This window comes from uncultured Methanobrevibacter sp., from assembly GCF_900314695.1.
Taxonomy (GTDB): Archaea; Methanobacteriota; Methanobacteria; order Methanobacteriales; family Methanobacteriaceae; genus Methanocatella.
Map to the genome: position 1 here is coordinate 1 of NZ_OMWD01000027.1, position 18,305 is coordinate 18,305.

The 18,305-nt window shown below is 31.4% G+C and carries 27 protein-coding genes; 7 read left to right on the top strand and 20 right to left on the bottom strand.

From position 1 onward, the window contains the following. Positions 1-139: 139 nt before the first annotated feature. Positions 140-1,588: an asparagine synthetase B gene (locus tag QZN45_RS08825; RefSeq protein ID WP_296812502.1), complete on the bottom strand. Its 1,449-nt coding sequence runs from the start codon at positions 1,586-1,588 to the stop codon at positions 140-142. A gap of 66 nt (positions 1,589-1,654) precedes the next feature. Then, positions 1,655-1,930, bottom strand: coding sequence for a zinc ribbon domain-containing protein (locus QZN45_RS08830; protein ID WP_292880073.1), 276 nt, complete (start codon positions 1,928-1,930; stop codon positions 1,655-1,657). 335 nt (positions 1,931-2,265) lie between these two features. Here QZN45_RS08830 and pdxS point away from each other — a divergent pair, with 335 nt between their 5' ends. After that, on the top strand, positions 2,266-3,150 hold the full coding sequence (pdxS, locus tag QZN45_RS08835) for a pyridoxal 5'-phosphate synthase lyase subunit PdxS (RefSeq protein ID WP_292607665.1): 885 nt from the start codon (positions 2,266-2,268) through the stop codon (positions 3,148-3,150). A 2-nt stretch (positions 3,151-3,152) separates the two neighbouring features. Next, on the top strand, positions 3,153-3,728 hold the full coding sequence (gene pdxT / locus QZN45_RS08840) for a pyridoxal 5'-phosphate synthase glutaminase subunit PdxT (protein WP_292607667.1): 576 nt from the start codon (positions 3,153-3,155) through the stop codon (positions 3,726-3,728). 248 nt (positions 3,729-3,976) lie between these two features. On the opposite strand, the gene QZN45_RS08845 is transcribed toward pdxT, so the two are convergent. The 8 genes from QZN45_RS08845 to rnc form a co-directional block, all read right to left on the bottom strand. Continuing rightward, positions 3,977-4,702, bottom strand: a complete 726-nt coding sequence (locus tag QZN45_RS08845) for an ABC transporter permease (protein ID WP_296812505.1) — start codon at positions 4,700-4,702, stop codon at positions 3,977-3,979. 9 nt (positions 4,703-4,711) lie between these two features. Then, positions 4,712-5,629: an ABC transporter ATP-binding protein gene (locus tag QZN45_RS08850; protein ID WP_296812508.1), complete on the bottom strand. Its 918-nt coding sequence runs from the start codon at positions 5,627-5,629 to the stop codon at positions 4,712-4,714. Positions 5,630-5,817: 188 nt separating this feature from the next. Then, the gene (locus QZN45_RS08855; protein WP_296812510.1) at positions 5,818-6,579 is read right to left on the bottom strand and encodes a DUF4013 domain-containing protein; all 762 of its coding nucleotides are present in this window, start codon (positions 6,577-6,579) and stop codon (positions 5,818-5,820) included. Between the two features lie 8 nt (positions 6,580-6,587). After that, positions 6,588-6,824, bottom strand: coding sequence for a helix-turn-helix transcriptional regulator (locus QZN45_RS08860; RefSeq protein WP_292606539.1), 237 nt, complete (start codon positions 6,822-6,824; stop codon positions 6,588-6,590). Between the two features lie 439 nt (positions 6,825-7,263). Continuing rightward, a complete protein-coding gene (locus tag QZN45_RS08865) occupies positions 7,264-7,578 on the bottom strand; it encodes an AzlD domain-containing protein (protein ID WP_296812512.1) in 315 nt (104 codons plus the stop codon). Beyond that, entirely contained in the window at positions 7,579-8,286 is a 708-nt protein-coding gene (locus tag QZN45_RS08870) for an AzlC family ABC transporter permease (RefSeq protein ID WP_296812514.1), read from the bottom strand. It lies immediately after the preceding gene. 29 nt (positions 8,287-8,315) lie between these two features. Beyond that, positions 8,316-9,782 (bottom strand): homoserine O-acetyltransferase, encoded by a 1,467-nt coding sequence (locus tag QZN45_RS08875; protein ID WP_296812517.1) that lies wholly within the window; start codon positions 9,780-9,782, stop codon positions 8,316-8,318. Further along, entirely contained in the window at positions 9,775-10,449 is a 675-nt protein-coding gene (gene rnc / locus QZN45_RS08880; protein WP_292606547.1) for a ribonuclease III, read from the bottom strand. The genes QZN45_RS08875 and rnc overlap by 8 nt, the downstream gene beginning before the upstream one ends. A gap of 178 nt (positions 10,450-10,627) precedes the next feature. On the opposite strand from rnc, the gene QZN45_RS08885 reads away from it, so the two are divergent. Continuing rightward, the gene (locus tag QZN45_RS08885; RefSeq protein ID WP_296801299.1) at positions 10,628-10,963 is read left to right on the top strand and encodes a hypothetical protein; all 336 of its coding nucleotides are present in this window, start codon (positions 10,628-10,630) and stop codon (positions 10,961-10,963) included. A 58-nt stretch (positions 10,964-11,021) separates the two neighbouring features. Here QZN45_RS08885 and QZN45_RS08890 read toward each other — a convergent pair whose 3' ends face one another. From QZN45_RS08890 to QZN45_RS08900, 3 genes are all read right to left on the bottom strand, one after another. After that, positions 11,022-11,432, bottom strand: coding sequence for a hypothetical protein (locus tag QZN45_RS08890; protein ID WP_296801297.1), 411 nt, complete (start codon positions 11,430-11,432; stop codon positions 11,022-11,024). Positions 11,433-11,583: 151 nt separating this feature from the next. Beyond that, the gene (locus QZN45_RS08895) at positions 11,584-11,772 is read right to left on the bottom strand and encodes a 50S ribosomal protein L37e (protein ID WP_296801295.1); all 189 of its coding nucleotides are present in this window, start codon (positions 11,770-11,772) and stop codon (positions 11,584-11,586) included. Positions 11,773-11,834: 62 nt separating this feature from the next. Continuing rightward, a complete protein-coding gene (locus tag QZN45_RS08900; RefSeq protein WP_296801293.1) occupies positions 11,835-12,065 on the bottom strand; it encodes an LSm family protein in 231 nt (76 codons plus the stop codon). A 318-nt stretch (positions 12,066-12,383) separates the two neighbouring features. Between QZN45_RS08900 and QZN45_RS08905 the strand changes: the two genes are divergently transcribed. From QZN45_RS08905 to arfB, 3 genes are read left to right on the top strand one after another with little or no spacing between them, the layout of a single operon-like run. Next, a complete protein-coding gene (locus tag QZN45_RS08905; protein ID WP_296812518.1) occupies positions 12,384-12,890 on the top strand; it encodes a type II toxin-antitoxin system antitoxin SocA domain-containing protein in 507 nt (168 codons plus the stop codon). Between the two features lie 55 nt (positions 12,891-12,945). Further along, positions 12,946-13,428: an RNA-binding protein gene (locus QZN45_RS08910; RefSeq protein ID WP_292606555.1), complete on the top strand. Its 483-nt coding sequence runs from the start codon at positions 12,946-12,948 to the stop codon at positions 13,426-13,428. Positions 13,429-13,435: 7 nt separating this feature from the next. Beyond that, positions 13,436-14,128: a 2-amino-5-formylamino-6-ribosylaminopyrimidin-4(3H)-one 5'-monophosphate deformylase gene (gene arfB / locus QZN45_RS08915; RefSeq protein ID WP_296812520.1), complete on the top strand. Its 693-nt coding sequence runs from the start codon at positions 13,436-13,438 to the stop codon at positions 14,126-14,128. A 16-nt stretch (positions 14,129-14,144) separates the two neighbouring features. On the opposite strand, the gene QZN45_RS08920 is transcribed toward arfB, so the two are convergent. Then, a complete protein-coding gene (locus QZN45_RS08920; RefSeq protein ID WP_296812522.1) occupies positions 14,145-14,555 on the bottom strand; it encodes a hypothetical protein in 411 nt (136 codons plus the stop codon). A 67-nt stretch (positions 14,556-14,622) separates the two neighbouring features. Between QZN45_RS08920 and QZN45_RS08925 the strand changes: the two genes are divergently transcribed. Then, positions 14,623-15,222, top strand: a complete 600-nt coding sequence (locus QZN45_RS08925; RefSeq protein ID WP_296812524.1) for a YigZ family protein — start codon at positions 14,623-14,625, stop codon at positions 15,220-15,222. A 20-nt stretch (positions 15,223-15,242) separates the two neighbouring features. Here the strand turns inward: QZN45_RS08925 and QZN45_RS08930 are convergent, their stop codons facing one another. The 6 genes from QZN45_RS08930 to QZN45_RS08955 form a co-directional block, all read right to left on the bottom strand. After that, the gene (locus tag QZN45_RS08930; protein WP_292606563.1) at positions 15,243-15,353 is read right to left on the bottom strand and encodes a rubredoxin-like domain-containing protein; all 111 of its coding nucleotides are present in this window, start codon (positions 15,351-15,353) and stop codon (positions 15,243-15,245) included. A gap of 12 nt (positions 15,354-15,365) precedes the next feature. After that, positions 15,366-15,485: a rubredoxin gene (locus QZN45_RS08935; protein ID WP_292606565.1), complete on the bottom strand. Its 120-nt coding sequence runs from the start codon at positions 15,483-15,485 to the stop codon at positions 15,366-15,368. Between the two features lie 93 nt (positions 15,486-15,578). After that, entirely contained in the window at positions 15,579-15,740 is a 162-nt protein-coding gene (locus QZN45_RS08940) for a rubredoxin (protein WP_292606567.1), read from the bottom strand. A gap of 50 nt (positions 15,741-15,790) precedes the next feature. Further along, positions 15,791-16,378 (bottom strand): acyltransferase, encoded by a 588-nt coding sequence (locus QZN45_RS08945; protein WP_292606571.1) that lies wholly within the window; start codon positions 16,376-16,378, stop codon positions 15,791-15,793. 402 nt (positions 16,379-16,780) lie between these two features. After that, a complete protein-coding gene (locus QZN45_RS08950) occupies positions 16,781-17,407 on the bottom strand; it encodes a zinc-ribbon domain-containing protein (RefSeq protein ID WP_296812526.1) in 627 nt (208 codons plus the stop codon). 74 nt (positions 17,408-17,481) lie between these two features. Then, positions 17,482-18,305 (bottom strand): hypothetical protein (locus tag QZN45_RS08955; protein ID WP_296812527.1); only part of this gene is annotated, 824 nt, incomplete at its 5' end.

The window sequence follows — 18,305 nt, forward strand, 5'->3', positions numbered from 1 at the left end:
TACTTTTAAATTAAAAATAAAGAAAAATTAGAAAAGAAAATAATGTTTCTCTTCAAAAATTTTTTTGATCAAAATCAATTAAGTTTTTGAAAGAGCCAAGATTAAAATATCTAAAAAAATAAATTTATGTAAAATTTAATTAATTCAAATATTGTGAAATATCCGTGTCTCTAACTATTTTCTTTCTTAAAATCTTATCAATGCCCGTTCCATATTGGGCTGCTTTTTTAGGCCTGTAAGCTATTTCGTAGTCAAGCCCCTCTTCAAAGGCTATTTTTCTCAGGATACTTTTTCTCATATCATCATGCATTGAAACTATTTTTTTATTATCAGGAATATTCAATACCAGTTCCACCAGTTTCTTATCTAAAAATGGCAATCTTAATTCAACCGAATTAAGCATTGAGCATGCATCATCCCGCTCAAGATTTACATGATACATGTTTGACATGTCTTCCCTCAATGTCCAATTTAGGCTCCCATCAACGAAGTTTTGAAGATATCTTTTGTATCCTCCAAATAGCTCATCGGCACCCTGGCCGGAAATTGCTACCTTTATGCCATCTTTGGCAACTAATTTGGTGGCAAAGTAAGTGGTCAGTCCAACACCAACTTTCATCAGATTATCATCACCAATGGCTTTTACAACACTCGGCAGGGCGTCCCTTATCATATTCTCATTTACTTCACAGATTTCCAAGTCCAAATTCAGGAATTTTGAAGCGTAAATTGCCGCTTCAACATCTTTTGAACCTTCAACACCAACTGCATAGAGTTTAATTTTAAGGGGAACATTTTCAGAAATCTCTTTTAGAAGCAGTGCCAAATATGAACTGTCAATGCCTCCGGAAAATATTACGCCCACCTCAGTTAATCCTTCAACTCTTTTAACAACACTTAACTTTAACATTTTGTCTATTTTAGCAACATCCCCATCCTGAATCTTTTCCCAAAGATGCTGTGCTGGAGATATATCTTCTCCATTAAAGAGTATGTGTTCAGGTTTCAATGTGTTAATATCACTGAATCCTACTTCCTTAAGTGAAAGGGCTGATGATGCAAATCCAAAATTAATGCCATCTCTTGAATAAAATAGTGGTTTTACTCCTAAAGGATCACGAACAAGTGCCAAATTTTCACCATCATATACTGCAAAGGCATAGTCCCCATCTACTAGGCGTGTTGCAAGTTGGATGGCACTAACCAAATCTCCTTTGTTATAGCTATCAATCAAATAAAGCAGTGCATCAGCATCAGAAGTTATCTCAGCAGTAACGCCAACCTTTTTAAGCAAATTTCGAATTGTGTGGAAATTGTATATTTCACCGTTGAAAACCAAAACAAGATTGTCATTTCTTGTAGGCTGAGGTTTTGAAATTCTGTCATCCAAATCATAAATAGAAAGTAAATTATGACCAAAAGCTATTGAATAGTCATTATCATCTGAAAAATCATCCAAATTAATGTCAGTGTGAATTTCATCCAAAAAAACACCGGATGAATCAGGACCCCTATTTTTTGAGGCTTTCAACATTTTAATTATATCATTACCTTTAAAATTTCCTTGTAAACCTACTATTGAACACATGATATAATATTATAAATTAATAATACTTAAAATTTAAAAAGAAAAAGAAAAAAGTGAGACGAATAATTAATCATTCGCCCATCTTTTTAGTTTGGGAAATACTTCTCTCATCATTGCACTTGCTTCATCCTTATCAATTTCAGGATGGACCTCAACCATTTTTTCAATGCAGAAATTCATCATTTCTTCCATGGACATGTCTGAAGTGAATTCCCCATCCTTAAAACAGTACATGCAGTAATCTTCATTTTTTGAACCGTCCGCATTGGTTGCGAAAAGTTCATCGGTTAACGGCATCGCACATGATTGGCAAAACTTTTGGTTTTCATAATTATCCACCATATCACCTCCAGTATTATTTTAATTGACTTAATATTTAAGTTAATTCAGAGGACTCTTTCAAAAACTTTGTTGATTTTAAAAATTCAATGTAGTTGACAGGATATCTTTTAAATTACTAGAAAACACAAAAATGAAATGTGTTTTAAAAATCATATTTTAAAAGTTTCATGTTTAATTTAAATCATATATCTTTTATGGGTGTGTATTAAATTTTAATTTAATACTTTTAATTATTTATAATTATATTGTTGATTTTTTGGAAACTGTAAAATTTTATATATTACTTAAAACATATAATAACAATTATTATAATATTTTTATAGGAGAACAAAAATATGGTAGAAAAAGGAACAAAAGTGTTAAAAGAAGGTTTTGCAAAAATGACAAAAGGTGGTGTTATTATGGATGTGGTGAATGCTGAACAGGCAATAATTGCAGAAGATGCTGGTGCAGTAGCAGTAATGGCGCTTGAAAAAGTGCCTGCAGACATTCGTGCAGCAGGAGGAGTTGCAAGAATGGCAGATCCTACAATAGTTGAGGAAGTAGTTGAAGCAGTTTCAATTCCGGTAATGGCAAAAGCTAGAATAGGGCATATTGCAGAAGCACAAATCCTTGAAACATTGGGTGTTGACATGATTGATGAAAGTGAAGTATTAACACCTGCTGATGAAGAATATCACATTAACAAAAAAGAATTCACAATACCATTTGTATGCGGAGCACGTAATCTTGGTGAAGCATTAAGAAGAATAGATGAAGGAGCATCAATGATACGTACCAAAGGAGAACCTGGAACCGGAAACATAGTTGAAGCAGTCAGACACATGAGAATGGTGATGGGTGAAATCAGAACAATTCAGGGAATGGAGGAAGAAGAGCTTTGGAAATATGCAAGAAATATTGAAGCACCAATAGAACTTGTAAAAGAAACTGCAGAACTTGGAAAATTACCTGTTGTAAACTTTGCTGCAGGAGGAATTGCCACCCCCGCTGATGCATCATTGATGATGCAATTAGGTTCTGATGGAATTTTTGTAGGATCAGGAATATTCAAGTCTAAAAATCCAGAAGCATTTGCAAAAGCTATTGTTGAAGCAACCGCAAATTATGATAAACCTGAGGTATTGGCTGATGTATCAAAAGGTTTAGGTGAAGCCATGAAAGGACTAGAAATGTCAACATTAAACAAATCCGATAGGATGCAGGATAGAGGAATCTGAAAATGGTTAAAATAGGAATTTTAAATTTACAGGGTGCAGTATCGGAGCACTATGACCTAACCAAAAAAGCTATTGAAAAATTAGGATTGGATATTGATGTTGAAACAGTAAGATACAGTGGTGATGTTAAAACATGTGATGGAATAATAATTTCGGGAGGTGAAAGTACAGTCATTGGCAAACTAATCAATGAAAGAGGTATTGACAAAGCAATTAAGGACAATGACATTCCGGTTTTTGGAACATGTGCTGGCATGATACTGTTAGGTAAAAAAACTGATTTCAACCAACCTTTACTTGGATTAATGGATATTAATGTTAAAAGAAATAATTATGGAAGACAAAAAGATTCATTTGAAGCTGAAATTGATATATTTAATGAGAAATTTCCAGGAGTTTTTATAAGAGCTCCTTCTCTTGAATCATATGATAAATCAAAAGAAAATATTAAAGTTTTATCCACATTCAATGGTAAAATAATAGCAATTCAACAGGAAAAGAATATTGCAATTTCATTTCACCCTGAATTAACAGAGAATACTTTAATACATGAATATTTCATTAAAAATATTTTATAAAAATGGGATATTTAATTTCCCACTTTTTTAAGCATGCTAATTAATTTAACCAAATACAAGCATTGGATTCTAAAATACAACTTAGAGTAAATTTTTTTATTTGTAATAATGAAAACTTTTACTCCAATTTCTTATTAAATTTAACTGTTTTTAAACAGGATTAAAAGTTCATAACTAACTTTAATCAAAAAATTTTAAATCAACAAAGTTTTTGAAAGAGTCATTCAGAGAGCATTTGGAAAATAACCCTACAATGTAACATCAGTTTTAATGAAGTAGCTATGTGAAATAACCAGCCCAATTAAGAAAGTAGCTAAAATTATTGCATAAGAGACAGTAATGCTTACACCATATTGTGCTATTTCACCCGATGCAATTAAATATGGGCATACCCAAGGAACAAACGGTGCCCAGTTTTGACCGTAAACCATTAGATTCACCAATGCTAAAGCGGCACCGCCAACCATTGCAGGAACCATATTAGTAATGAATAATGATATGAATACAAATGGTGAGAATGTTAAAAACAACAGTACATTAGCATAAAGAAGCTGTGCAAAACATTTGGCAGATAGGCTTAAACTAAATCCGTCAAGGCCTGCAATAAAACCAAATATTAGAGTTGATATGCTTGTAACAATTGTCAAAATCACAATCCAGACTAAAAACATGACGTATTTGCTCAATAAAAACTTTGATCTGGATACAGGTATTGTCAGCATAGTCTTTAGAGTATGTTCATTGTATTCCCTGCCAAAAAGGTAAGAGATGATTATTGCAAATATCATGACTGCAAACATTGCTGACATATACATATTCACATTAGTAAACAATGCCTCAAAAGTCTGTCCTTCATCAAATGATGTTACGGCAATGAACATTAAAAATGGAGGGAGAATAGCCCCCATTAAACTCAACAAAAATATTTTTGATCTTTTAAGTTTTAAGAATTCCATTTCAATAAAAGTAAACATCAAATCACCTCAATTATTTGAAACAAATCGTGTGAAAAAATCCTCCAGATTTTCTTCACGAAGATTTACCTTTTTAACATCAATTCCAGCTTTAACGAATAATGCATTGAATTTATCTCTCAAGTTTAAATGAGTGTACAGACAAAGCATATCCCCTTTAACGGCGTAATCCTTATTTTCCTTAAGCTCCAATTTTTTAAATATATCAACAGCCAAATCAATGTTTGATACTTCAAATTCTACAAATTTGTCCAATCGAGTATATAATTCCTCCTTTGAAATTTCCTCAATCAAAATTCCGTTATCCATAAATCCAATAACGTCCGCAATGTTTTCTATTTCACTTAGAATATGTGATGAAATAAGTATCGTTATTCCGAATTCATGAGACAATCTCTTAAGAAGTGTTCTAATCTCTTTAATACCAAACGGATCAAGGCCATTTATTGGTTCATCCAAAATCAGCAATTCCGGACTGTGCATAATAGCTGCAGCTATTCCCAAACGCTGCTTCATACCTAATGAAAAATCCTTAAATTTTTTTGATTTGTCATTATCCAAATTTACCATTTGAAGAACTGAATTAATGTTATTGGAGTTGAAATCCCCTCTTATTTTAGAAATGATTTTTAAGTTCTCAAATGCTGTCAGATTTTCGTAAAAACCTGGAGTTTCTATAATGGAACCTATATTTGAATAGATTTCATTTGAATGATTATTAACATTCTTTCCAAATAGAAATATATCCCCTTCACTTGGATATGTGAGATTTAAAAGCATGCACATTGTTGTAGTCTTTCCAGCACCATTTTTGCCCAAAAGCCCATAGATCTTACCTTTTTCAACATGCATATCCACTGAATTTACAACCTTATTTTTGTAATATATTTTTGACAAGTTATTTGTTTCGATAACATAGTCTACCATAATACAACCCCCCCACAAAATTAAAAAAAAGAAAAGCGGAATGTTTAAAACATTCCATATATCAATCCATAACCTATTGAAGGACAATATCCTTCAATTACTGTAATGCAACAGACATGATTATGGTCCGATTATTGATAACATCTAAAGTAACATGCAAAACTCAAAAGTTATGTCGTTGAAGATATTTACTCTTCAACAACATCAGGTGAATTACCTATTTGCATGGTATACAATAATCCAATTGATCTTGCATTGAATATGCTCAAATATGGACCAATAATAAACATGGACACTACTACATTAAGCAACATTCCTAAAAAGAGTATTCCTCCTCCCAGGGTAGCATCTATCAAGAATCCGGACATCCCCAATACTGTGAATATTGACCCAACAATTGCAGTTACAACAGATGAAATGACAACAGTTATGATTATTAATCCCAAATAGGTTAGAATACACTTAAACCAGCCGATATCATCAATGACTTCTTTTATTTCTTTTAATGCAAATGCTTTTGATAATTCACCATCATTATATGCCATATGACATAATGCCATTTGATTCATTAAACATGCCAATACGCCAACAACCAATGTAATCAAGCATCCTATAATCATCAATGCAACAGCTGCAACATCGACGGCATATGATGCACCAAACATGAATATTAAAAATATTATTACAGGCACAATCACATATGCAATTTGGACAATTGCGACTTTTATTCCATCAACAAACATATTTACAATTTCATCAAATTTTGGCAGAGAATCTCTTCCATTGATAACCCCGTGCACCGCATTATTAATAACTCTGTAATTATATCCAGTAATTAAGAAAATTGGTAACAATAATACACTGAATAAACAAATCACACCCAATATCAATAATGTTTTCCAGTCTTGAGCTGAATACTCAAATGCATCCTTGTATATGTCTAAAATCATTTTATCACCTAATAATAGTCATCATCGAAGATAAATATCTCTTCCATGATGAAATATTTCTCTCGATCACCTTTGAACATTATTTTATTGAAAACTTGGGTTATTTCATAAGCTAAAAATAAAGATGGATTATATCTACCATTTTCCAGCGCATTAATGGTTTGACGGGTTACACCAACTTTGTCCCCAAGTTCTTTTTGGCTCATTTTGAGCTCTTGCCTTAAATATTTAATCATGGTTCTCATAGTAATCCACAAATTAATTCATTTTTGCAAAAAGTATTTAAGTACTTAAGTAATTTTGTTAAAAACTAATTACTTATGTTAATGTTAAATTACATAGTATATAAACTTTACTATTTTTTATAAATTAAATTAAAATATATTAAATTAATAATAAAAAGATAATAAAGACTTATTTAAAATAATAATTATTTAAAAATCTATTTTAATAATATAAATTAAATATTAATCGTTAATAAATAATTAAATAAAATTAAATAATTTTTATTGAAAAAAATAAAAAGAAAATATTTATATAGTAGGTAATGCATCTTTAACATATGTAACATTTCATTAACACATTTAATGTTGCACATGCTTTCAAGCAGAAAAAACTAAATTCAAACTTACTATCTCCATAACCATATTTCCATTTAAATACGTGCTTAGAGATGAAAAAATATTAAAAAAACGGAACAATAGAATAAACCGTTATCAAGACAACCACAGTCAAAATTACAATAGCACCCATCGGAACCTTTTTCCATGCAAGTCCCGCTGCAACAACAGCGCCAATCAAACCAATATACCACAACTGAGTGTCAACAGTTAAAACTCCCGGACATATCAGTGCAGCCAAAGCAGTATAAGGAATTAAATTCAAGAATTTTTCAAATTTTGGACTGAAATTTAACTTATCCACAAACAGGGCAGGAATCAATCTCGGAATGAATGTCACAACAGCACAACCAAGTATTGCCAAACTTATATAATCCATTTAATCATCTCCAGAAAGAAGATATTCATCATCAACAATATACATTCCAATTCCAGCTCCTACAAGAGTGGACACAATCAAGGACCAATTTCCTAAAAATTGGCTTAAAATAATGTTTAATACAGCAGTTATTAAAACCAAAAGAGCAATTTGCCGGTTTTCTTTTATGGCAGGAATCAAAATTGCAACAAACAATGCATATAAAGATATATTGAAACTGTTTGTCACAATTACAGGCAATAAATTTAATGTGAATACTCCAATTGCAGCTCCCAAACACCATGAAAGCCACGCAGTTATGGCAATTCCAAGGTATATCCAGATTGAGGAATCTTCACTTAAAGAAAACATTGCAAACGATTCATCAACAGTTACATGTGCCGCCAATATATTTAATGGAGTGTTTGAATCTTCAATTTTATTCAAAACACAAGTGGACATTACAAAATATCTCAAATTGACGACAAAATTAGTCAATATAATTGCCATTAATGTAGCACCGCTAAGAGCCATCGATGCAGCTATGATTTGACCTGCACCAGCATAGACTAAAAAAGACATTGAAATAGTCTGCAAAGGAGTGAAACCCGCTTTCATAGCTATTGCAGCATAACCAATTCCCATCGGAACATAACCGAATGTAATTGGAATACCTTTTTTACATCCATCAAAAAACTTAGCCTTCCTAGAAATAGCAAAATCTCCCATAAAATAAATAAAAAAAAGAAATTAGTAATTTAACCAAGTAAATAACTAATTTGATCTGTTGTAACAATTCCAAGTACTTTCATATCCTCATCAACAACCGGAAGGGAAGATATGTCATACTTATTCATCATTTGAGCAACTGTCTCTATTGAATCATCGGCATTACAGTATTTCACAGTAGTTGTCATAATATCCTTTAACCTATTCGAATCAGTGGCAATGGATTTGGACAAGTCCCAACTGGTTACAATACCAATTAATTTATAATCATCAGTAACAACAGGAATATGAGTTACCTGTTTGTCCAACATCAATTTAGCTGCATCAACAACATCAGCATCCTCTTTAATAGTAACGATTACCTCTTTCATCAAATCAGTTACAACATTGTTTGCCAGGAATTTTGACAGAATGAAATTCAGCTGTCCTTTTTCAAGCAAAAATGCATCATGCCCATAATTGGATTTGATTTCGGAAAATGACACATCCACATCATTAGCATTTAATGCTGTTACGATTTCAGTACTTTGCTCTGTTGGATATAACCAATCAGAATCAACAGAAATGACTTCAACTTTAGCCTCAATATCATTAAAACCATCAATCAAAGAGTTATTAACTGATAAATCGAATAAATCGACCGCTTTTGTAATGTAAAGATAACTATTTGCATCAAATCTTTTTACAAACGATTCGCCCTGATGCTTCAAGTAGCTTTCAACCTGAAAATCAGTTGTAAAGTCATAGCTGATTTCTTCCTTATCCTGCAAGTCACGACCGAATTTGATATACATTGATTCATCACTCAAATAGGTAATGTGTGCAATCATACGAGCTATTGAAAGACCGTTTCTTGGAATCTTACCGATGTCATAATAGTTTCCACCATTCCAATCAGGATCTGCGAAAATTGATTGGCGACCGACCGCATTGAATGCAATCTGCTGAGGTGAAGACATTGCAGCAGTAGCCATTGGAACCGCTTTTTTCATCATTTGAGGATATGATACCAACCATTGAAGAACTTGCATTCCCCCCATTGATCCTCCAATAATTGCATATAACTGCTCGATTCCCATTGAATCAATTAACTTCTTTTGAACATTAACCATATCACTTATTGTTATTACTGGAAAATTAATACCGTATTCAACTCCAGTATCAGGATTAATGGAACTAGGGCCGGTTGTTCCTTTACAGCCACCTAAAACATTGGAACAGATTACAAAATACTTGTCAGTGTCAAGAGCTTTGCCCGGACCGATAACAATTTCCCACCATCCAGGCTTCCTATCACCATCATGCCAACCTGCAGCATGAGCATCACCAGTCAATGCATGACAAATTAGAATGGCATTTGATTTTTCTTTATTAAGCTCCCCATAAGTTTCATAAGCAACAGTAACTTCTTTAAGAGTTTTACCACTATCTAATTCAATTGGTTCTTCAATATTGAAATATTTAGTTTCTACAAATCCAACAGATTCTTCACTCATCTAAAACACCTAATTTCTCCATAGCTACTTTTGCAGCTGCTTGTTCAGCTTCTTTTTTACTTTTTCCTTTTCCTACACCCATCATTTCATCATCAACATAAATCGCCATTATAAATAGCTTATCATGGGGCAATCCATACTCATTTAATACAAGATAACTAATTCCAATGCCTTCAGCATCACCATATTCTTTTATTGCTGACTTATAATCTTTGAAAAATACTCTTTCTTCATCAATATATTTGAAAACTGTTTTGGAGATGTAATCTTTAGCAAATTCAATGCCTTGATCTACGAATATTGCACCTAAAAATGATTCAAAAATATCTGCAGTTATGGACAAAATCTCATTTTCAGTCAAAAATGAATCTTCCAAATCCACTTTAAGATACTTTCTTAATCCTAATTCATGGGAATAATAGATTAATGCATTTTGACAGACATAATTAGCCCTTAATTTTGTAAGTTTTCCCTCCTCATAATGAGGGTATTTTTCGAACAAATATTTAGACACCAACAAACTTAAAACGGAATCTCCTAAAAATTCCAATCGTTCGTAATTGTATTCTAATCCATTATATGTTGAATAGGAACTATGTGTGAAAGCAACTTGATAAATATGTTCATTTTCAGTTTCAATTCCAAATTTTTCAAATAATAAATTCATAAATAAAAGCCCAAACTTATTTAATATGTATAGTTTTGGCATTTTAATTATATATAATTTATATGACCTTATATATAACTATTGTTATAATTCAAGAATGCCATTACTTTTCAGATGCTCTCACACTTCCTTTAAATTAAAAATAATCCAAATTAATATCAAAAAGGATTTGGTAAATATGATTATTAATTGGCAAGAAGAAATAACAAAAATTGACCCTGATATAAAATTTAGAGCCCACGGAGGATGGTTAAAAACTGTTGAAGAACTGGATAAAAGTGTTACAAATGGATATTCACTTGTTGGAGACTTTGTAAAAGCAGGAGACTTTGAAGAAGAATATAGTGAAGGATTATATCTTGATTGCAATAAAGAAGGAACTGCAAAAAAACCACAACAAGATTATCGTTTATTCAGATTTAGGGACGGTAAAGTACGGTTGCTTGATATGGTAATTGATGGATCCCAAGGATGGGCCTGTGAGCTATGGGATGCCGTAGAAGATGAATTTTAAAAAAATAAAAATTATTTCGAAATTTTACCGGAAGGTACAAATTTCAAATATCTAATTTTTAACCAATATGGCAAAACTCGCAACATTCACATGTTGGTTCAAAATAATTATCATCAGGCACAACAATAGCCTTTTGCAGAAATACAGTTACATTAAATTTTGATTCGTATTCTGTACTTACTTCTTTAGTAACTGGAGATACACCCCGATAATAAACCGGCCTATATCCAGTTTGTGAAATGTTAAAATACAATTTTTCGCCGTTTTGGAATTTATTAAAAAATTTTTCTAATTCTTTGGTTTGTTTTGGAGTAATTGAAAATCTAACACCCATTGTGTCATCTGCTCTTTGTTTAATTCCTACATTTTTAATATCAACGGCTAAAATATCATCTTCACCCTTAATAAAAACAACAGAATCTTCCAAATTTACATTATTATCTCGAGCAATATCACTTAAACTTGTCATAATGATACCTCCAATTAGAGTATTACCTAAATAATATAATTTAATTGTTTATAAATGTATCTAAAAAAAGCAGTTAATTAGTAATTAAAAAGTTTCTTGAAAAATAGATTTGATAGAAGATTATTAGATAATCTTCAAAGTTTAAACCAACTTATACTAATCTTTGTCTAGTAGTTGGTTTTTTATTTTGCCAACTGTATCTTCTGATTTTTTTGGATTTACCGAATCCACAAGAAGCACAGACTTTTTTACGTATGTGATAAGTGTTTTTACCACATCTTCTGCATCTGATATGGGTCTTTTTATTCTTTTTACCCATTGATGGAGTTCCCTTTGACATTGATACACCTCCCTACGTTATCGCTGAAAAATATAATCTAGAAATAAATTATTGAATAATATTTATGGTGAAATATAAACAATATTGTCTCCTCTTATGAGTACAACACCGAGTCTTCTGGTAATTTCTCCGTCTTGTAACTCTTCTGCGTCGTTAAGAACTAAGTTCATGTGTAAATCAAAGCTCTTAAGTGTACCTCTAAATTCACGATCTCCTTTGAGTTTAATTAAAACTGGAGCATCTACAGATTTTCCTAATGCATCAAGTGGCCTTTGAACATTTTGTCCGCTCATTATATCACCTTATATTATTACAAAATATTTAGTTTTATTAATCAAATTTTTGAGTAAATACTCATTATTAGACATAATATAATCAAGTTAAGATAAGACAAAACCTAATTAAAACTAATACTATTAAATATAATTTAACTACTATATAAAGGTTACCTTATTTTAAACAAAAAGAATGAAAAAATTACTTAATTACCAATATTATCTTTCAAGAATTTAAATTTTAAGAATCAGATTAGTTTTCAACTGCTCTTTGACTTTACTTAAATATTGAAATATAATATAAATTAAAAACAACCAACCATCACCGGTAATAAAATGAACTTCGATGAAGACACATACATCCACTTAATCAAATATATTTTAGCCAAATGTTACAACAAGCCGAATTTAGGAAAAACTGTATTGTGCAACATGATGTACTTTATTGATTTCAATTATTACGAAATATATGGAACTCTACTTACAAAAGAGACATATATAAAATCTAAAAAAGGAATAAAACCCAAACATTTCCGAGAAGTTACACAAAATTTAATTGAGAAAAAACAGCTATTCCTAAGAAGAGAACCTTACTACAACAGAGTGATTCACAGATACTACTTAACCATTATCCCTCAGGTTAAATTCGGCGAAAACGAACTTAAAATAATAAATTTAAGCATAAACCGATTAATGAACTACAATGCAACATCAATTTCAAAATATGCCCGAAAAGATCCGCCATTTAATATGGCCAGTTTAGGAGAAAAAATAGACTGCCAGTATGTTTTTTCAAGAAACAAACACTATTCTGTGAAAAAAATTAAACCTCAAAATAAATAAATTTATTTAATCTGAACTTATATATATTATTCATTAAAATATTATAGGCAAAAACATGAGCATAAAAGTTAAAAAAAGAAATTTCTTAAAAAAGAAAAAAATTAAAGAAATAAAAAATGAATTGGGAGAATATGGTGACTTGCTTCAAAACAAGAAAAACGTAGAGATACTTGAAGCCGAACCGAACTCATTTATTTTAGTAGATGGAGAACCTTATATAATCATAATTGACGACAAACCATTTCCAACATTGAAAGCCGCTCTTGAAAACCAAATTGACAGCAAAAAGGTAACTGTTGATATGGGAGCAATTAGATTCGTAAGCAACGGTGCAGACATTATGAGCCCTGGAATTGTGGCTGCAGATGATGGAATTGAAAAAGGAGATATTGTTTTAATCATTGATGAAACACATGGAAAACCATTAGCTATTGGAGTGAGTCTGATAACCGGTGAAGAAATGGTTGAAAACGATTCAGGAAAAGCCGTTGAAACAAAACATTATGTCGGCGACGAAATTTGGAACTTTGAATTATAGTGATAATATGGCTGAATTAAGATACCGCGCAGGCAACGTTAAAGATCCTGGAGTTCACAAGATTGGAATAATAGCACTTGGATCACACCTGGAAAATCATGGTCCTGCCCTTCCTATTGATACCGATGCGAAAATCGGAGCTCACATTGCATTCCAGGCATCCCTTGAAACTGGAGCCAAATTTTTAGGAATAATATTTCCAGCTTATGAATTAGATGAAATTGACCACGGAGTCCACGTTTCCCTTGATGAATTAAAAGAAAATGTAATTAATACACTCAACTCTGCCAAAAAATACTTGAATATTGAAAAAGTCGTTATAGTAAATGCTCATGGAGGAAACATTCCCCTTATGGCAGAATTATGGGAAATTGAAGATAAAACTGATTTGGCTATTGTATTCAACAACAAGGTCATATCATCTGAAGGTCCGCATGGAGGCAGCGGTGAACTGTCAATGGCCAAAGTTTTAGGTATTATAAACGAGAATGAAATAGAAAACCAGGCAAATGTTAATGAATATGAAGAAATTGGCCTGTATGGATTTAAAAAAGCTCGTGAAAATGATCCAAACATCGAAGAAGGAGCAAGAGACATTGAGGAAAACGGTGTCTATGTAGACGAGGATTATGGAAAAAGATTATTCAATTTAGCCATTAATTCCGTTCTTTTGGATGTTGAAAAATTATTAGATTTTTAAAAAAAAAGAAATAGAGTTAAGCAGTGTTTGCTCCAGGATGAGAACTGCTTGAACTACTGGATGAGGAACTAGACTCAGATGAACCAAAATCTGTAGTTGTTTCAACATTGGAACCACTACTTGAAGAACTTGAACTGGAATCCGAACTAGATGAACTAGAATGATCTGTAGTTGTTTCTACATCATGTGAATTTCCGGATGATGAACTAGAATGATCCTCATGATTATCATAACTTTTATATCCATAACTTTCCCCACTGTTCCCATTTTCAACAAAAGAAGACACATTGTCTAAAATCGTACTGTCATTAGTTTTGTTTGGCAAAATGGAAATTGGTCCAGTCATAGATGCAAATACGCTAGCTAAGCAAAAAGCAACAATAGCAACTGTAAAAATTACCAATAATGTAGCTGATCTACTTGACATGATTAACACCTTGCAAAATTAATTAACTATAATATGTTTAATTAATTATATAAATATATAGGATATTATGAAAACAATTAAAAAAGCAGTTCAATGTGAAATAAACGTGAAGAAATCCCAATTTATTTGCGCTTTATTTCCAACAAAAACAAAAAAGGAATCAAAAGAAATCATCCAAAAGTTAAATGAACAATATAGCGATGCCACACATAACTGCACAGCATATATTACAAGCGATGGAGAAGGTTTTGATGATGATGGCGAACCGGGTGGAACTGCAGGAAAACCAATGATTAATGTTTTAAGAAAAAACGAACTCCACAACATTACAGCAGTCGTTACCAGATACTTCGGAGGAATTAAATTAGGTGCTGGAGGGCTTGTAAGGGCTTACTCAAAATCAGTTATGGAAGCTGTTGGCGAAGCTGAAATCGTCGAAATTGAAGAATATGACGTTTATCAAATCACTTTTGAATATTCAAACATCAAAACAGCGGATGCAGAAGTCAGAAATAATCAGTTAACAACCATCAATAAAGATTATACAGATAAAGTAAGCTATGAAATTGTATCTAAGGAAAACAGAGACATTGAAAAGATATTTGAAAAATACTCTGGAGAAATTAGTGTCGAATATAAAAACAAACAGTTTTTAGAAAAAATTTAAAAAAAAAGAAATGAAGAACCTTATTGTTCTTCAAAGTTTTCTGCACCTACACCGCACATTGGACAAGTGAATCCTTCTGGTAATTCATCTGCTTCGTGGACATAACCACATACTTTACAAACAAAAGCCATAATAACCTATCCCTATTCTATTTCTTCAAACATGTCAGCGGTAGCGCCACACATAGGACATTTGTAGTCTTCTGGGAGTTCATCGAATTCATCAGTTACAAATCCGCAAATTTTACATTTAAATTTTGCCATGATAACAATCTCCTTATATTTTTATTAAATTGTCTAGTTTTAAAACCTTTAAATTTAATTAATATTATGTTTATGAAATAGTGATATATAAAATTAATCAACTTTTTCAAACATTGACTTGGCCATCCGACATTTAGGACATTTAAAGGAAGATGGCAAATCTTCAAATTTAGTTCCAGCAGGAATGTTTAAACCTTCTTCAATGTTATCTTCATCAAAAACATAACCACAAATCTTACATTTATATATAGCCATATAATAATCTCCATATTAATAATTAGAATACAAATTTTTTGTTTTAATAATTAAAATCTATTTGGAACTTTCAAATGATCAGGAAGTGGCTTAATACGTGCAGGAGTTCCAATAGCCAAATAAAATGGCGGAACACTATGAATTACAATAGCTCCAGCAGCAACAATTGCCCCTTCACCAATTTCAACATTAGATAAAAATGTTGTATTACCCCCAATTGAAGCACCACGTCTAATTCTTGGCCCCTGAAGATCATAATTGATTCTAACAGGATATTTGTCATTAGTAAAACAAGCGCAAGGTCCAATAAACACATTATCTTCAATTACAGAATTTGTAGGAATATAAACATTAGACTGGATGCTGACATCATTTCCAATGATTACATCACCTTCAATAACAGTATTAGTTCCAATCAAAACATCATCTCCGATATTTGTATTTTCACGAATGACCACATTGTGTCCTGTTCTAAAGTTATCCCCTATAACTACATCATTATAGATAATTGAATTAGACCTGATTGTGTGGTTATTACCAATGACCGGAGGCTTTGAATTTGGAGAATATCTAACACCAAATTGAATGTTTTGGTCAGCAGGGAATTTTAATTCAGGTTTTGAATAATCTGGTTTAATAGATTCTCTTTCAATCACAGGCCTTTCAAAAGCTATTTCATCGCTTCCAACATTTTGAACAGGCTTATAGAAATTATCCTGCTTTTGATAAACTGGCCTTTTATACTCAGGGTTAGGAGCCTGCCTGTAGATTTGCTCTTCTTTAGGCACATGAGCTACATGAGGCTGCCTTTCTTCATGAGAATAATAATGATGATTATCCTTGAGTTGTTCATAACGTTTTTCTCTATTATTTGATTGTTTATCCTCAAGAGATTGTGAAAACCTAACCATATTATCGAACCTTTATTCAATTAAATCAAATCACTTAATGAATTAATTTATGTCGTTAATATGTATATATACTAAATGGTTTATTTTAATATAATAGTGTAACATGATTGAAAAATAAAAAAATAAAAATTAAATATTATTTTTTAAAATGTAACCCAAGTATATGCCAAAATATGCTGCAACAGGAATCAACAATACAAACAATATAATTTTAAAAACAAAGCTTAAATCGACTGACGGTGCGAAATTTGAAGCAGTAGGTTGATGGGAGCTTGAATATGATGATGAACCTCCAAGAGATGAAAAAGCTGAACTAATATTGGCTAAAATCCCCATTAAAAAAGTAAATATTAATCCTATTCCACACAATACAACAGCAAAAATGCTTCCAAGATACATTGAAAAGTTTGGTAAAACATATGACTTGTCTTCACATCCAGCATATCCTGCAAATATTCCTCCAAAAAATACTGCAAACACAACAGTCAACAAAACATATGTAATCATGTCAATTGAACCGTTTGCCAGAAATGAAGACCATACAATTGATCCAGCAAACAGAAAAACACCAAAAATTACAAAGGAAAATATGATAATAGAATAATTAACTTTTTCATTTAATGTGTTAAAAAAGCCCGATTTGGCAACAGGAGCTTGATAATTACTGTTTGATAATTTATAACCGCATTCAGTACAAAAATCAGAATCATCACTAATCTCACTGCCGCAATTTGGACAGTGTTTTATAATAACCATTAATTAAACCTCCTTTGTTATTAATTTATACATAAATTAATAAAAAGATTTTGCTTAAAAAAAAAGAAAAGAAATTAAATAATCAAAACAATCATCATCAAAACAGCGAAAATCAACATTAACAAATTATTTTCGCCACCATTGCTGTTTATATTAAATGTTACTGTTGAATTTTTTAATTGAGTTGAATTATTTAATTGGGTTGAATTAGAATCTATAGAATCAGATAAAACATTATATGCCACATTTCCAGAATAAAATGGAGTGATAAAGTTTGATTCTTCAAAATTACTATTAGAATTATCGGCATTACTTGATGCAAATCCTGACAAAACTTCATTTGGACAGGATGTAGCTAAAAATTTGGTCATATAATAGGTACAAAAGTCACAAGATTCATCCCAAGTGTAATTAGAACAATTACCATAATTATTCAAGTAATAAATTACTAAAAATTTGAGATAATCAGTTTCATTTTGAGTTAAATTATAATCTTCAAATTTTGAAACAATTGAATCATATATTTTTAAATATGTTTCGTAGTTTTCATCACTTTCATTAAAATTATAATTATCAGGATTTTCCAGATATAATTGATATTCAGCAAGGAAATCATCACTAGTTGTCCAATTTTCATCAGAGCAATTTCCAAAATTATCTAAATAAGACATAATTCTAAATTCCAAATATTCATAATCGCCAATATTGTAATCGGAAGCATAATGATTGCTAAATTTGGCAGTGGCTGCACCCATTACATAATCTTTATAAAGAAGTTTATAATTTCCTGCAAACCATCCAAAATCATCCCAATCAGAATCATCATCATAATCCTCATCATCTAAATCAGAATCATCAAAATCATCCCAATCAGAATCATCATCATAATCCTCATCAT

What these genes read in the sequence shown, in the direction of transcription:
- QZN45_RS08825 (WP_296812502.1), bottom strand. Translation starts at nt 1,588, where the DNA reads ATGTGTTCAATAGTAGGTTTACAAGGAAATTTTAAAGGTAATGATATA.
- QZN45_RS08830 (WP_292880073.1), bottom strand. Translation starts at nt 1,930, where the DNA reads ATGGTGGATAATTATGAAAACCAAAAGTTTTGCCAATCATGTGCGATG.
- pdxS (WP_292607665.1), top strand. Translation starts at nt 2,266, where the DNA reads ATGGTAGAAAAAGGAACAAAAGTGTTAAAAGAAGGTTTTGCAAAAATG.
- pdxT (WP_292607667.1), top strand. Translation starts at nt 3,153, where the DNA reads ATGGTTAAAATAGGAATTTTAAATTTACAGGGTGCAGTATCGGAGCAC.
- QZN45_RS08845 (WP_296812505.1), bottom strand. Translation starts at nt 4,702, where the DNA reads ATGTTTACTTTTATTGAAATGGAATTCTTAAAACTTAAAAGATCAAAA.
- QZN45_RS08850 (WP_296812508.1), bottom strand. Translation starts at nt 5,629, where the DNA reads ATGGTAGACTATGTTATCGAAACAAATAACTTGTCAAAAATATATTAC.
- QZN45_RS08855 (WP_296812510.1), bottom strand. Translation starts at nt 6,579, where the DNA reads ATGATTTTAGACATATACAAGGATGCATTTGAGTATTCAGCTCAAGAC.
- QZN45_RS08860 (WP_292606539.1), bottom strand. Translation starts at nt 6,824, where the DNA reads ATGAGAACCATGATTAAATATTTAAGGCAAGAGCTCAAAATGAGCCAA.
- QZN45_RS08865 (WP_296812512.1), bottom strand. Translation starts at nt 7,578, where the DNA reads ATGGATTATATAAGTTTGGCAATACTTGGTTGTGCTGTTGTGACATTC.
- QZN45_RS08870 (WP_296812514.1), bottom strand. Translation starts at nt 8,286, where the DNA reads ATGGGAGATTTTGCTATTTCTAGGAAGGCTAAGTTTTTTGATGGATGT.
- QZN45_RS08875 (WP_296812517.1), bottom strand. Translation starts at nt 9,782, where the DNA reads ATGAGTGAAGAATCTGTTGGATTTGTAGAAACTAAATATTTCAATATT.
- rnc (WP_292606547.1), bottom strand. Translation starts at nt 10,449, where the DNA reads ATGAATTTATTATTTGAAAAATTTGGAATTGAAACTGAAAATGAACAT.
- QZN45_RS08885 (WP_296801299.1), top strand. Translation starts at nt 10,628, where the DNA reads ATGATTATTAATTGGCAAGAAGAAATAACAAAAATTGACCCTGATATA.
- QZN45_RS08890 (WP_296801297.1), bottom strand. Translation starts at nt 11,432, where the DNA reads ATGACAAGTTTAAGTGATATTGCTCGAGATAATAATGTAAATTTGGAA.
- QZN45_RS08895 (WP_296801295.1), bottom strand. Translation starts at nt 11,772, where the DNA reads ATGTCAAAGGGAACTCCATCAATGGGTAAAAAGAATAAAAAGACCCAT.
- QZN45_RS08900 (WP_296801293.1), bottom strand. Translation starts at nt 12,065, where the DNA reads ATGAGCGGACAAAATGTTCAAAGGCCACTTGATGCATTAGGAAAATCT.
- QZN45_RS08905 (WP_296812518.1), top strand. Translation starts at nt 12,384, where the DNA reads ATGAACTTCGATGAAGACACATACATCCACTTAATCAAATATATTTTA.
- QZN45_RS08910 (WP_292606555.1), top strand. Translation starts at nt 12,946, where the DNA reads ATGAGCATAAAAGTTAAAAAAAGAAATTTCTTAAAAAAGAAAAAAATT.
- arfB (WP_296812520.1), top strand. Translation starts at nt 13,436, where the DNA reads ATGGCTGAATTAAGATACCGCGCAGGCAACGTTAAAGATCCTGGAGTT.
- QZN45_RS08920 (WP_296812522.1), bottom strand. Translation starts at nt 14,555, where the DNA reads ATGTCAAGTAGATCAGCTACATTATTGGTAATTTTTACAGTTGCTATT.
- QZN45_RS08925 (WP_296812524.1), top strand. Translation starts at nt 14,623, where the DNA reads ATGAAAACAATTAAAAAAGCAGTTCAATGTGAAATAAACGTGAAGAAA.
- QZN45_RS08930 (WP_292606563.1), bottom strand. Translation starts at nt 15,353, where the DNA reads ATGGCTTTTGTTTGTAAAGTATGTGGTTATGTCCACGAAGCAGATGAA.
- QZN45_RS08935 (WP_292606565.1), bottom strand. Translation starts at nt 15,485, where the DNA reads ATGGCAAAATTTAAATGTAAAATTTGCGGATTTGTAACTGATGAATTC.
- QZN45_RS08940 (WP_292606567.1), bottom strand. Translation starts at nt 15,740, where the DNA reads ATGGCTATATATAAATGTAAGATTTGTGGTTATGTTTTTGATGAAGAT.
- QZN45_RS08950 (WP_296812526.1), bottom strand. Translation starts at nt 17,407, where the DNA reads ATGGTTATTATAAAACACTGTCCAAATTGCGGCAGTGAGATTAGTGAT.